Raw genomic sequence first — 12,481 nt, 5'->3', positions numbered from 1 at the left:
GCTGTCACGCGGGGTGCCGGTCGGGCCTCGAAAGAGTCACGACCACATCCATGGGGGGGGAACCGGCACGGCTAACCCTGCCAGCTGAGCCCCAGGCCAGCCACCACCAATACTCACAGCCTCGAAGTACGAGCCCCAAGCCTGAGCCTCGAAAAGAGCCAACGCAACCCTTGTTAGGGACTGCTGCTCGGCTGCCAGGTAGGTCTTTTCGAGGCGACTTCGTCGCACCTCAAAGAGCGTGGGATGCGGAGCGCCTCTCGGTGCGTGGTCCAGCGTGAGGGCCCCTGATGGGTCAGAACACCTCTCGGCGTGTGGTCCTCGTGGTCACGCTCCCTGAGGTGCGAGGTACGAGCCTCGAAGGGGGCATTCGCAAGCATCACAGCGGACCTATGCGGAGAGGCCCCGAGCCATACGACTCGGGGCCTCTTCTATGTCTAGGGCCAGACCGCAGAACGCCTCTCGGCGTGTGGTCCTTGTCTTCACGCTCCCTGAGGTGCGAGGTACGAGCCTCGAAGGGGGCCAACGCAAGCATCACCGCAGACCTATGTGAAGAGGCCCCGAGCCATACGACTCGGGGCCTCTCCAGGGTCTAGGGCCAGACCGCAGAACGCCTCTCGGCGCGTGGCCGCTCGAAGCGGCTAAAGGTGGAGCCCGGGGTTACCGCGACCTGACCGCGGCCCAGTTTAGCGACCAGCGTCGAGAACTCAATGGAGGATTCCCTGTCGCCAGGCGGGAGCAGCGGCGGCCAACTCCGAAGCCACGGCCTCGTAGCTCGCTGCCCGCTTCTCCTCGTCCGCTGCGCGGTTTGGTTCGGCATCGTCGGCCGCCAGATCGCGGCAGCCGACTGCCATCACCCGGGAGAAAGCCGCCGCGCGTTCGAGGGCGACGGCGAAGTCACCACTGAACGCCCCGCGAAGGATCTGCGTGGCCAGCGCAACCACCTCATCCGGCGTCGGTGCGTCTCCCGCACCGGCGATGGCCTGGCCCACGGCGTCGGCCTTGATGCCGCGCCGGAAACGATAGGCCGCCGCCGACGGTTCTTCCCGCACGGTGTGGCGCAGCAGGTAAAGCCGCCAGAGCGCACCAGGCAGTGACAACGCGTCGGCCGTCGCCCACAGCTCAGCCAGGTCGTCGATTCCTGTGGCATCCGCGAAGCTGATCACGCGATCCACCATCGCCGGATCCTCCGCCGTGCGCACGTGATGCAGAAGCGCGGTGGCGGTGTCCTGAGCCAGGTTGCTCAGTTGGGCGGGGTCGCCGTCCCCTCTGAGCATCTCCAGGACGTCGCCGGGCCGGTGGACGGGCTTATGAAAGCTACTCACCCTCCGATCCTACGCACCCAGCGCAGCCCGTCGTGTGCACAAATCTGCCCCTACGCTGAGGCCTCGCCATATACGGGAGACCGGAACGTATACGCAGATTTGTGCTCGGCACGTGGCGGGCGGGGGCGTGGGGTGGAGAGGTGAAGCGCCCAGTAGGGTTCTCTCATGCAGACACGACGGAACCGCCGGGGCGATGGCGCTCTCTAGGGCGGCGATTGTCGAGGCGGGGCTGCGACTCCTGGACGACTACGGTCTGGCCGACCTCACCATGCGCCGCGTCGGCGATGCGTTGGGCGTCAAGGCCGGTGCGCTCTACTACCACGTGCCCAACAAGCAGTCTCTGCTGGCGGCGGTGTCCGACGCGATCCTGGCCGAGCAGGAGACCCCCGACTACGAGCTCACCCCCGATGCCTGGCTCACCGCCTGGGCCATCAACCTCCGCCAGACCCTGCTCCGCCATCGCGACGCCGCCGAACTGATCGCGTCCAGCATGGCCCTCGGCCTCGGCCACGTTGACCCGCGCACCTCAGGATGTCGGCACCTCGCAGCATCGGGCCTGGACGACGACACCGCCTTCGCCGTCATGCGCGCCCTGCTCCACCTGGTGCTCGGCCAGGTGATGGAGGAACAGACGCGCCGCCAGATGGTCGACCTCGGCCTTGCTGGCCCGGACATCCTCGACGACTACGACGCCCAGTTCCGCTTCGCCGTCGCCCTGCTCATCCGAGGTGTGGGAACAGTCGGCTAAGAGGTTCCGCAGGTAGGTGGTGCCGTGAGCTAAGGACGTGCTGGATGGATGACATGGCAAGGCGAAGAACGAAACTGCCATTGGGTATGCCGGTGAGTTCGACAACGTAGCCAGGTCGCCATCCAGTGTGCCGCAGTAGGTGCCACCTACTTGCGGGATCTCTAAGAGGCCATCTCCCTTTTGAGCGCTGTTCGCGCGTGACTGATCGCGCGCTGCGCCTGGATGATGGGGCAGGAGCACTGAGAGGTGTTCACCAACCCGGCTGTGAGGACGAAGGTGAGAAGGCTGTCGGTGAAGCGCACCTGAACGCCTCGGTCGACGCGGTCTTCCGGCATCCAGCCGAACGCGAGGTGGACGAAGCCCGGCAGCGCGAACACCAAGTCGTCCGCGTGCATGATGCGCACGAACGCGCCGTCCGGGTTCAGCTGTCGCTCCAGTTCGAGCAGGGCAACATCGCCGCTGGTGAGGACACGGTGTCCTTCCTCCTCGAGGAAGGCGCGCAGCCGCTCGTCGGCCGCCTCGATGCGCCGCTTCCGCAGGCCCGCCCTGCCCGCGACGGCGGCGTCGAGGTGCCTCGTGAGAATGTCGTTGATCGTCGGTGTGGTAGCCATGCTTCATCGTCTCGCGAGCCACTGACAGTTCTCGATGTGCACCTCACCAGAGCTCGACCACTACAGGCCCAGCAAAGCGAGCGGAACCACCGCGACGCCATCCGAGCGCCGGTACGCAGCGGGACCGGTGGTGAGCACCACCAGATCCTTGACCTGATTGCCGAGCTGTTCCTTGAGCCAATGGAGATGTTTGACGTCGTTGTCGCTGACCGTCGCAGCGAGCTTCACCTCGAAGGCGACGATTCGTCCGCCGCGTCCCTCGAGGATGAGATCGACTTCGTGCTCGCCGCGCTGGGTGCGCAGATGGCTGAGGCGGCACTCCAGAGTCTGGGCGATGACCCGGACGGTGAGCGTCGCCAGCGATTCGAAGAGCGCGCCGAGGAGCGTTCCGTGCCCCCGGATGACTCGGCCCTCACCGTCGAGCAGATCCTCGGCCTCCACATCGAGCGCACGAGCGGCGAGGGCTGGATCGGCAAGGTGGTGCTTGGGGCCGGCGGTAAGACGACGGAGCGGAGAACCCGGTGCCCTCCAGGCTGGCAGGGGATCGAGGAGCCAGAGAGCAGACAACCAGTCCCGGTAGCGGGCAGTCGTGGTCTTGGCAGGAGGATCGGCCTGGCCAGGGCTCGCCGCATCGCGGATCGCCTCGTAGGAGGCAGTCGAAGACGTGGCCGCAGCGTACGCCTTGAGCCAGTCGAAGAGAGACTCTGTGCGGGGCATCAGTTCGCCGACATCGTCGACAAAGTTCCGGCCCAGTGCGCGGCGAAGATAGCCATCCAGCTGGGCGCGGCGTGCTCGACCGGCCAGCCCTCTCAGGCCGGGGAAGCCAGAACGGACGATCTCTTCTGCGTATTCAGTAAGCGTGACGGGGCAGTCGCCGTCGATCGTGGCACCACCAGTGAGGAGGGCCCGCGTGGACACGCTCGGCATGCAGATCTCTCGCTCCGGGAGAGCGAGCGGGCGCATCCGTATCGACGCGATCCGGCCCGCGCCAGAATGAAACGGACTCGAAGCCAACGGCGTGGCGCTGCCTGCGAGGAGGAACGCGCCAGGCTCGGCTCCATCATCGACGGCTCGGCGCACCACGTCCCAAGAATGTGGAACGAGTTGCCACTCATCGATGAGTACAGGGCGAGGGACGCCCCTCAGGCGATCGGGATTCGCAAGGTAGGTCTCTCGCTGTGCGGCGGAGTCAAGGGCAATGGTCGTGAGCGCGCGCCTCTTGAGCGTCTCGGTCTTCCCCACGCCCTTCGGCCCGTCCAGAGCGATGGCAGGGAGACCGGTCAGGAGCTCGTCCAACTCCTGATCGACAAGGCGTTTTACATAGTCCACGAGGCAAACGCTACCGTTTCGCGAAGAAAAACGCTCCCATTTCGTGAAAAGAAACGCTCCCGTTTCGTGAAGACGGCCTCCTCTGTCTCGCGTCCTTACGGGTGCGTCCGAGGTGGCGAGGCAGACGGCCCTGCCCGAGTTGAATATCTATCACCTTCATGGAATAGTTTCCCGCATGGCTTTTACAGTGGCGCTGGCCGGGTGCACCGGTTACGCGGGAGGAGAGGTGTTGCGGCTGCTGCTGCAGCACCCAGAGGTGGAGATCGGTGCCCTGACGGGCAACTCGAGCGTGGGCGATCTGCTGGGGCAGCATCAGCCGCACCTGGCCCCGCTGGCCGACCGACGCATCCTCGCCACCACCGCTGAGAACCTGAGCGGCCACGACGTCGTCTTCCTCGCTCTCCCGCACGGCACGTCCGCCGCGATCGCGGAGCAGCTAGGCGACGAGGTGCTCGTCGTCGACGCCGGCGCCGACTTCCGGCTCACCGACCCCGCCGCCTGGGAGAAGTTCTACGGCAGTCCGCACGCCGGCACCTGGCCCTACGGCCTGCCGGAACTCCCCAGAGCACGCGCGGCACTCAAGGGCACCAAGCGGATCGCGGTGCCCGGCTGCTACCCGACGGCCACCACGCTGGCCCTGCTGCCGGCCGTCGCCGCAGGACTCATCGACGCCGCGCAGATCTCCATCGTGGCCGCCTCCGGCACCTCGGGCGCGGGCAAGGCCGCCAAGCCGCACCTGCTGGGCTCAGAGGTGATGGGCTCCATGTCGCCCTACGGCGTCGGGGGAGTGCACCGGCACACGCCGGAGATCGTGCAGAATCTCTCGTCGGTCACTGACTCGGAGGTCTTCGTCAGCTTCACCCCGCTGCTGGCCCCGATGCCGCGCGGCATCCTGGCCACCTGCTCCGGGCCGGCCCTCCTTGGCCTGACGACGGAACTGCTGCGCGCCGACTACGAGGCGTTCTACGCCGACGAGCCCTTCGTCGACCTGCTGCCCGAGGGCATCTGGCCGACCACCGCGTCGGTGGTGGGCAGCAACCGGGTGGCGCTCCAGGTAGCCGTCGACGAGACGGCCGGCCGCCTGATCGCCATCTCGGCCATCGACAATCTCACCAAGGGCACCGCCGGTGGTGCCATCCAGTCCATGAACATCGCCCTGGGTCTCCCCGAGACCACTGGGCTCAGCACTGTAGGAGTCGCACCGTGAGCGTCACCCAGCCTCAGGGCTTCGCCGCCGCCGGCGTCACCGCCGGCCTGAAGGCGAGCGGCAAGCCCGACGTCGCCCTGGTCCAGAACCTCGGCCCGCGTTTCGCGGCCGCCGGCGTCTTCACTAGCAACCGCGTGTTCGCCGCGCCTGTGAAGTGGTCGCGCGAGGTGGTCGCCGACGGGCAGCTCAAGGCGGTGGTCCTCAACTCGGGCGGCGCCAACGCCTGCACTGGGGAGCCCGGCTATCAGGACTCCGCCGCCACCGCGCAGCGCGTCGCGGCCAACCTTGGCGCGGAGGCCTCCGACGTCGCGGTCTGCTCCACCGGACTGATCGGGATGCGGCTGCCGATGGACCTGCTGCTTTCCGGCGTCGACGCGGCCAGCGCGGCCCTCTCCGAGGACGGGGGAGCGGACGCTGCCGAGGCGATCATGACCACCGACACCGTCTCCAAAGAGGCGGCCTTCATCGGCGCCGACTACGCCATCGGCGGCATGGCCAAGGGTGCGGGCATGCTCGCACCCGGCCTGGCGACGATGCTCGTGGTGATCACCACCGACGCCGATCTGCCCGCCGACGCCCTCGACGCGGCACTGCGCGAGGCCACCCGGCAGAGCTTCGACCGCGCCGACTCCGACGGCTGCATGTCCACCAACGACACCGTGCTGCTGCTCGCCTCCGGCGCCTCCGGCGTCACCCCCGACGCGGCCGAGTTCACCGCCTGCCTCACCGAGGTCTGCAAAGACCTGGCCAAGCAGCTGATCACCGACGCTGAGGGCGCGTCCCACGACATCGCCATCCGCGTCACCGGCGCCGCCTCCGAGTCCGACGCCGAGACGGTCGGCCGCGAGATCGCGCGCAGCAACCTCTTCAAGTGCGCCATCTTCGGCAACGACCCCAACTGGGGCCGGGTGCTCTCCGCCATCGGCGTCACCGACGCGGCCTTCGATCCCGACCAGATCGACGTCTCCTTCAATGGCGTGATGGTCTGCCGTGGCGGCCAGATCGGCGACGACCGTTCGCTGGTCGACCTCACCCCCCGCGACGTCGAAGTGCTCGTCGACCTGCACGCCGGCGCCGACGAGGCCACCATCCTCACCAACGACCTCACCTACGACTACGTCAAAGAGAACGCGGAGTACTCCACATGAGCCCGATCGTCACCGTCCCGCAGCAGGAGCAGCTGCTGGTCAAGGCCAACACCCTGATCGAGGCGCTGCCGTGGCTGGCTGAGTTCGCGGGCGAGACCGTCGTGATCAAGTACGGCGGCAATGCCATGACCGACGAGAAGCTCAAACGCGCCTTCGCCGAGGACATCGTCTTCCTTCGCCGCGTCGGCCTGAAGCCCGTCGTCGTGCACGGGGGCGGCCCGCAGATCAGCGACATGCTGAAGCGGCTCGACATCGCCTCGGAGTTCCGAGGTGGCCTGCGCGTCACCACGCCGGAGGCCATGGACGTGGTGCGGATGGTGCTCGTCGGCCAGGTGGGCCGCGAACTGGTGAACCTGATCAACGAACACGGCCCCTTCGCCGTCGGCATGTCCGGCGAGGACGGCGGCCTGCTCACCGCCAAGCGGAAGGGCCTCGTCGTCGACGACCAAGAGGTCGATCTGGGCCTGGTGGGCGACGTGAAGTCGGTCGATCCGTCGTCGCTGCTCGACCTCATCGACGCCGGCCGCATCCCCGTGGTGGCCACCGTCGCGCCCGATTCCAAGGGGCAGGTGCACAACGTGAACGGCGACACCGCCGCCTCCGCCCTGGCCGTGGCCCTCGGCGCCCGCCGGCTGGTGATGCTGACCAACGTGGCCGGCGTCTACGCCAACTACCCCGACGAAAGCTCGATCATCACTCAGATCGGCACGCAAGAGGTGCGCGAGCTGCTGCCCAGCCTTGACTCCGGCATGATCCCCAAGATGGAGGCCTGCCTGCGGGCGGTCGAGGGCGGCGTGGGATCGGCGACGATCATCGACGGGCGGGTGCCGCACTGCCTGCTGCTCGAGGTGTTCACCAACGACGGCATCGGAACAATGGTTGTGGGAGACAAGAAGTGAGCACCCAGGAAGAACTGACTACTCGCTACTCGGCCGTCATGGTCAATGCCTTCGGACCGCCGAAGCGGATCTTCGACCACGGCGACGGGGTGCACCTGTTCGACGCCGACGGCAACCGCTACACCGACCTGCTCTCGGGCCTTGCCGTGAACTCGCTGGGGCACAACCACCCCGGCGTCACGGCAGCCATCACCGCGCAGCTCGGCCGGCTCGGCCACGTCTCGAACTTCTTCGCCTCCGAGCCGCAGGTGCGCCTGGCCGAACGGCTCTCCGCCGCCGTCGACGCTCCCGTTCGCGTCTTCTTCACCAACTCCGGCGCCGAGGCCAACGAGGCGGCCTTCAAGCTGACCCGGCTCACCGGGCGCACGAAGATCGTCGCCATGGAGGGCGCCTTCCACGGCCGCACCATGGGCTCGCTGGCCATCACCTACACGCCCAAGTACCGCGAGCCCTTCGAGCCGCTGCCGGGCGATGTCACCTTCGCTCCCTACGGCGACGTCGACGCCCTGCGTGCGGCGGTCGACGAGACCACCGCCGCCGTCGTCCTCGAGCCCATTCAGGGGGAGAACGGCGTGGTGCCTGCACCCGACGGCTTCCTCACGGCGGCCCGCGAGATCACCACGGCGGCCGGCGCGCTGCTGTGGATCGACGAGGTCCAGACGGGCATGGGCCGCTGCGGCGAGCTGTTCCTGCACACCGCCCAAGGCATCACCGCCGACCTGATCACGGTGGCCAAGGGCCTGGGCAACGGCTTCCCGATCGGCGCCTGCCTGGCCGTCGGTCCGGCCGCCGACCTCATCCAGCCCGGCCAGCACGGCACCACCTTCGGCGGCAACCCCGTCGCGGCGGCCGCCGGCAACGCGGTGCTGGACGCGCTGGAAGGCGGCGTTCTCGACAACGCGCGGCAGACCGGCGCATGGCTGCGCGCTCAGATCGAGGGTCTGAACCACGCGGCCATCGTGGAGGTCAGGGGAGCCGGCCTGCTGCTCGGCGTCGTGCTGTCCTCCGACATCGCGCCGCAGGTGGCCGACGCCGCCCTCGAGGCCGGCTGGATCATCAACGCGCCCCGGCCGAACGTGCTGCGCATCGCCCCGCCGCTGATCTCCACTCCCGCAGACCTGGAGGGCTTCGTCGCTCTATTGCCGGAGCTGCTGGAACGCCATGGCTGAGGTGCCGCGTTCCGGCAGGCTGGCCACTTTGCGCCAGCTCCTGTCGGAGGCACGCTACGCGTCGCAGGGCGAGTTGAGCGAGGCGCTCGCCGAGCACGGCATCTCGGTCAGCCAGTCGACGCTGTCCAAGGATCTGGTGACGCTCGCGGCTGTTCGCCAGCGCACCGCCGACGGGTCGCTGGTCTATGCACTCAGCCCTGAGGAGCATGAGGACGCCGTCGTGCAGCGCCTCGCGCAGCTCTGCTCCGAGGTGCTCCAGTCGGTGCGGCACGCGGGCAACCAGATCGTGGTGCGCGTCCCGCCGGGCGCGGCGCAGTACTTCGCGTCGTACCTGGACCGCGCCGAGCTCACTGGCGTGATGGGTACGATCGCTGGCGACGACACCATCCTGGTGATCGCGACCGACGAGGAGGCCGCCGAGGCCGTCGTCGATCGCCTCACCGAGATGACCAGGTCCGGCAAGGCCTGACCAACGACACCGACCAACCGAGAGAGAGACATGAGCGGAACTGACCAGGGCAGGTTGTGGGGCGGCAGGTTCGCCGGTGGACCGAGCGAGGCGATGTTCGCCTTGTCGAAGTCGACGCAGTTCGACTGGCGGCTCGCGCTGCACGACATCGCGGGCTCCCGCGCGCACGCCAAGGCGCTGAATGCCGCCGGCTACCTGAGCGACGAGCAAGCCGCGAAGATGGACGGTGGCTTGGGTGAGCTGGCGCGCCAGGTGGAGGCGGGCGAGTTCGTCGCCGCCGAGTCCGACGAAGACGTGCATGGGGCGCTCGAGCGCGGGCTGAAGCTCATCGTCGGTGACGACCTCGGTGGTCGCATCCGTGCCGGCCGCTCCCGCAACGATCAGATCGCGACGCTTATCCGCTCCTACCTGCGCGCCGAGATCCGGCTGCTGGCTGCCGACGTCGGCGAGGTGATCTCCGCCCTCGCGTCCCAGGCCGAGAAGCATCTCGGCGCCGTGATGCCCGGCCGCACCCACCTCCAGTCGGCCCAGCCGATCCTGCTCAGCCACCATCTGCTCGCGCACGCCTGGCCGCTGGTGCGCGACCTGCAGCGCTTCCAGGATCTCGATCGACGCCTCGCCGTCAGCCCCTATGGCTCGGCTGCGCTGGCCGGCACCTCGCTCGGCCTCGATCCCGAGCTGGTGGCCACCGAACTGGGCTTCGCCTCGTCCGTGCCCAACTCCATCGACGGTACCGCCGCCCGCGACCTGATCGCCGAGGCCGCCTTCATCCTGGCCCAGATCGGCGTCGACCTGTCCCGCCTCTCCGAGGACGTCATCCTGTGGTGCACCGCCGAGTTCGGCTTCGCCACCCTGGACGACGCGTGGTCGACGGGCTCGTCGATCATGCCGCAGAAGAAGAACCCCGACGTGGCCGAGCTCGCCCGCGGCAAGGCCGGCCGCCTCATCGGCCACCTCTCCGGCCTGCTCGCCACCCTCAAGGGCCTGCCGCTCGCCTACAACCGCGACCTCCAGGAGGATAAGGAGCCCATCTTCGACGGCATCGACCAGCTGCACGTGCTGCTGCCCGCCGTGGCCGGCATGGTCGGCACGCTCACCTTCCACGAGGAGCGGATGGCCGAGGTGGCGCCGCACGGCTTCTCGCTCGCCACCGACGTCGCCGACCACCTGGTCCGCCAGAAGGTGCCCTTCTCCTCGGCCCACGAGATCGCCGGCGAAACGGTGCGCTACTGCGAGAACAAGGGCATCACGCTGTCCGACCTGACGGCCGACGACCTGCCGCAGATTTCGCCGGATCTCGACGAGGGCGTGCTCGGCGTGCTCACCGTCCAGGGCTCCGTCGCCGCCCGCAACGGTCGTGGCGGCACCGCGCCCGTGCGCGTCCAGGAACAGCTCGACGAGCTCCGTTCCGCCCAGGCTGCCCTCCTTGATTGGGCTGGTCGCTCCTGAGGTCCGGTCGGGGTGCGGGGATATAGCCGGCGGCGTTGCGCGGGGAGACTCCCTGCCTGCGATGCGGTCAGTCGCCGGTCGGGCTTTCTTTTTACACGCCGCCGGCTATATCCCCGCACCCCGACCTCCGTCTGGTGGATGGTCCGACCGGCCCCGCCCAGCACCGCCCTGTCACCCAGACCCCTGCGTCGCCCTGCGTTCCGGACCCGCACCCACTGCCCGCCATGACTAGACTGTCGTCCCGTGAACGCACTACTTGACGATCTCGCCTGGCGGGGGCTCATCGCCCATTCCACCGATCCGGAGGCGCTGGCCGCGCACTTCGACGAGGGCGGCGTCAAGTTCTATGTGGGCTTCGACCCCACCGCCCAGAGCGTGCACACCGGAAACCTCGTTCAGCTTCTGCTCGCGCGACGCCTCCAGCAAACCGGCCATCAGCCGTTCATGCTGGTGGGCGGTGCGACCGGCCTGATCGGCGATCCGAAGGAAACCGGCGAGCGGGTCATGAATTCCACCGACGTCGTTGCCGAGTGGGTCGAGAAGATCCGCGCCCAGGTGGGGCGCTTCGTCTCCTTCGACGGTGACAATGCCGCGACGATGGTCAACAACTACGACTGGACCTCGCAGATGTCGGTGCTCGACTTCCTGCGCGACGTGGGCAAGCACTTCCCGGTCAACCGGATGCTGGCGCGCGACGTCGTCGCCCGTCGGCTTGAGTCGGGCATCTCCTACACCGAGTTCTCCTACGTGTTGTTGCAGTCGATGGACTACCGCGAGCTCAACCGTCGGCACGGCGTGACACTGCAGACGGGCGGCTCCGACCAATGGGGCAACCTGACGGCCGGCGTCGAGTTGATCCGACGCAGCGACCAGCGTCGCGTGCATGCGATGGCCACACCCCTGCTGACGAAGGCCGACGGCACCAAGTTCGGCAAGACCGAGTCGGGCACCGTCTGGCTCGATCCGGCCCTCACCTCTCCGTACGCCTTCCACCAGTTCTTCCTGAACTCGGAGGACGCCAAGGTGATCGACTACCTCAAGGTGTTCAGCTTCCGCTCCCGCGAGGAGATCGAGGATCTGGAGCGCCAGACTGCGGAGGCGCCCTTCAAGCGGGCTGCTCAGCGTGCGCTCGCCGACGATGTCACCGACCTGGTGCACGGCGTCGAGCAGCGGCAAGCAGCTGTTGCTGCTGCTGCGGCACTCTTTGGGCGGGGAGAACTGGGCGAACTGTCCGAGGACACCCTGCGCGGGATCATGGCTGAGGTCGGGGGGGTGGAGATCGGTCCCGAGACCACTGTCGTGGACGCCCTGTTGGCCTCCGGGATCGTCGACTCCAAGTCCGCGGCTCGCCGTGCGATCTCTGAGGGCGGGGCCTACCTGAACAACCAGAAGGTCGCCGACCCGGACGCGGTGCTCACCGCTGACGAGCTCCTGCACGGTCGGTTTGCCGTCCTGCGGCGTGGACGGAAGACCGTCGGCGGCGCCTACCTGGCCGGCTGAGCAGCCGCTACAAACGACCGGCGCTTCGCGATTTGCATCCTCGCCAAGGGCCCACTAAAGTTTCATCTCGCGCCTCACGGCGGTAAGGCTCCAAGCCAAGCCCCAGAGGTCGCCACTCCAACCCGCTACTGATCGAGCAGGACGAGTGTGTGATCGCAAAGATCCCGCTCAAGGTTCTGCCTCACAGCTGTGGACCGGAACCGCCGAGTTTGACTCGACACAGGAACCCCGGTAACGTTGGGCAAGTTGTCCGAAAGGGCAACAACACAACTTCACAGTGCACCTACCTGTCGACGAGGCTGACGCCGACTTGACAGTGTTCGATGGGGTTTGGTAGTGTAATCACCCGTCGCTTCAACGCGACGCTCCTTTTTAAAGGCATTGTGAAAGCAATTCTTTAAAGGGTTTTGCATTACTCATTCACCTCGACCTTCCGCTCGAATTCTTGATTTGACGGAATGCAGGGTGCGCAGTAAAGTAGTGCAGGTCGCCACGGCGACTGAAACAAATAAAGATTGCCGCTTGGTTCGGATTTCTCTCCTTGGTTTTTTGGGGGGTTTGAGGTTCTTGTGTGGTTGATTTTTGAGAACTCAACAGCGTGTTTTTGATGGTCAATGATTTTTTCATGCA

General features: G+C 67.3%; 12 protein-coding genes. 8 read left to right on the top strand and 4 right to left on the bottom strand.

Annotated features, from left to right (window positions below; translation table 11 throughout):
• Nucleotides 1–704 precede the first annotated feature (704 nt).
• Entirely contained in the window at nt 705–1,322 is a 618-nt protein-coding gene (locus P0D62_RS18600) for a hypothetical protein (RefSeq protein WP_275704034.1), read from the bottom strand.
• Between the two features lie 193 nt (nt 1,323–1,515).
• Here P0D62_RS18600 and P0D62_RS18595 point away from each other — a divergent pair, with 193 nt between their 5' ends.
• Nucleotides 1,516–2,070 (top strand): TetR/AcrR family transcriptional regulator C-terminal domain-containing protein, encoded by a 555-nt coding sequence (locus tag P0D62_RS18595; protein ID WP_275704033.1) that lies wholly within the window; start codon nt 1,516–1,518, stop codon nt 2,068–2,070.
• Between the two features lie 161 nt (nt 2,071–2,231).
• On the opposite strand, the gene P0D62_RS18590 is transcribed toward P0D62_RS18595, so the two are convergent.
• Together P0D62_RS18590 and P0D62_RS18585 are read right to left on the bottom strand one after the other, a co-directional pair.
• Nucleotides 2,232–2,681: a hypothetical protein gene (locus P0D62_RS18590; RefSeq protein ID WP_275704032.1), complete on the bottom strand. Its 450-nt coding sequence runs from the start codon at nt 2,679–2,681 to the stop codon at nt 2,232–2,234.
• A 60-nt stretch (nt 2,682–2,741) separates the two neighbouring features.
• Nucleotides 2,742–4,010: an ATP-binding protein gene (locus P0D62_RS18585; protein ID WP_275704031.1), complete on the bottom strand. Its 1,269-nt coding sequence runs from the start codon at nt 4,008–4,010 to the stop codon at nt 2,742–2,744.
• 175 nt (nt 4,011–4,185) lie between these two features.
• On the opposite strand from P0D62_RS18585, the gene argC reads away from it, so the two are divergent.
• The 7 genes from argC (at nt 4,186) to tyrS (ending at nt 11,851) form a co-directional block, all read left to right on the top strand.
• Nucleotides 4,186–5,217 (top strand): N-acetyl-gamma-glutamyl-phosphate reductase, encoded by a 1,032-nt coding sequence (gene argC / locus P0D62_RS18580; protein WP_275704030.1) that lies wholly within the window; start codon nt 4,186–4,188, stop codon nt 5,215–5,217.
• A complete protein-coding gene (gene argJ / locus P0D62_RS18575) occupies nt 5,214–6,365 on the top strand; it encodes a bifunctional glutamate N-acetyltransferase/amino-acid acetyltransferase ArgJ (RefSeq protein WP_275704029.1) in 1,152 nt (383 codons plus the stop codon). The genes argC and argJ overlap by 4 nt, the downstream gene beginning before the upstream one ends.
• Nucleotides 6,362–7,264, top strand: a complete 903-nt coding sequence (gene argB, locus P0D62_RS18570; RefSeq protein ID WP_275704028.1) for an acetylglutamate kinase — start codon at nt 6,362–6,364, stop codon at nt 7,262–7,264. Before argJ ends, argB begins: the two co-directional genes overlap by 4 nt.
• Complete coding sequence (locus P0D62_RS18565; protein WP_275704027.1) at nt 7,261–8,433, top strand: acetylornithine transaminase; 1,173 nt, start codon at nt 7,261–7,263, stop codon at nt 8,431–8,433. The genes argB and P0D62_RS18565 overlap by 4 nt, the downstream gene beginning before the upstream one ends.
• The gene (gene argR / locus P0D62_RS18560) at nt 8,426–8,902 is read left to right on the top strand and encodes an arginine repressor (RefSeq protein WP_275704026.1); all 477 of its coding nucleotides are present in this window, start codon (nt 8,426–8,428) and stop codon (nt 8,900–8,902) included. The genes P0D62_RS18565 and argR overlap by 8 nt, the downstream gene beginning before the upstream one ends.
• A gap of 30 nt (nt 8,903–8,932) precedes the next feature.
• Nucleotides 8,933–10,351, top strand: coding sequence for an argininosuccinate lyase (gene argH / locus P0D62_RS18555; protein ID WP_275704025.1), 1,419 nt, complete (start codon nt 8,933–8,935; stop codon nt 10,349–10,351).
• 243 nt (nt 10,352–10,594) lie between these two features.
• Entirely contained in the window at nt 10,595–11,851 is a 1,257-nt protein-coding gene (gene tyrS / locus P0D62_RS18550; protein WP_275704024.1) for a tyrosine--tRNA ligase, read from the top strand.
• 420 nt (nt 11,852–12,271) lie between these two features.
• On the opposite strand, the gene P0D62_RS18545 is transcribed toward tyrS, so the two are convergent.
• On the bottom strand, nt 12,272–12,481 hold a 210-nt coding region (locus P0D62_RS18545), incomplete at its 5' end, for a hypothetical protein (protein WP_275704023.1).

It is taken from the genome of Tessaracoccus caeni (assembly GCF_029211185.1).
GTDB lineage: Bacteria > Actinomycetota > Actinomycetes > Propionibacteriales > Propionibacteriaceae > Arachnia > Arachnia caeni.
This window is presented reverse-complemented; position numbering and strand designations above follow the sequence as displayed.

Coding starts and splice junctions, on each gene's coding strand:
- argC (WP_275704030.1), top strand. CDS start 4,186: ATGGCTTTTACAGTGGCGCTGGCCGGGTGCACCGGTTACGCGGGAGGA.
- argR (WP_275704026.1), top strand. CDS start 8,426: ATGGCTGAGGTGCCGCGTTCCGGCAGGCTGGCCACTTTGCGCCAGCTC.
- P0D62_RS18595 (WP_275704033.1), top strand. CDS start 1,516: ATGGCGCTCTCTAGGGCGGCGATTGTCGAGGCGGGGCTGCGACTCCTG.
- argH (WP_275704025.1), top strand. CDS start 8,933: ATGAGCGGAACTGACCAGGGCAGGTTGTGGGGCGGCAGGTTCGCCGGT.
- P0D62_RS18590 (WP_275704032.1), bottom strand. CDS start 2,681: ATGGCTACCACACCGACGATCAACGACATTCTCACGAGGCACCTCGAC.
- argB (WP_275704028.1), top strand. CDS start 6,362: ATGAGCCCGATCGTCACCGTCCCGCAGCAGGAGCAGCTGCTGGTCAAG.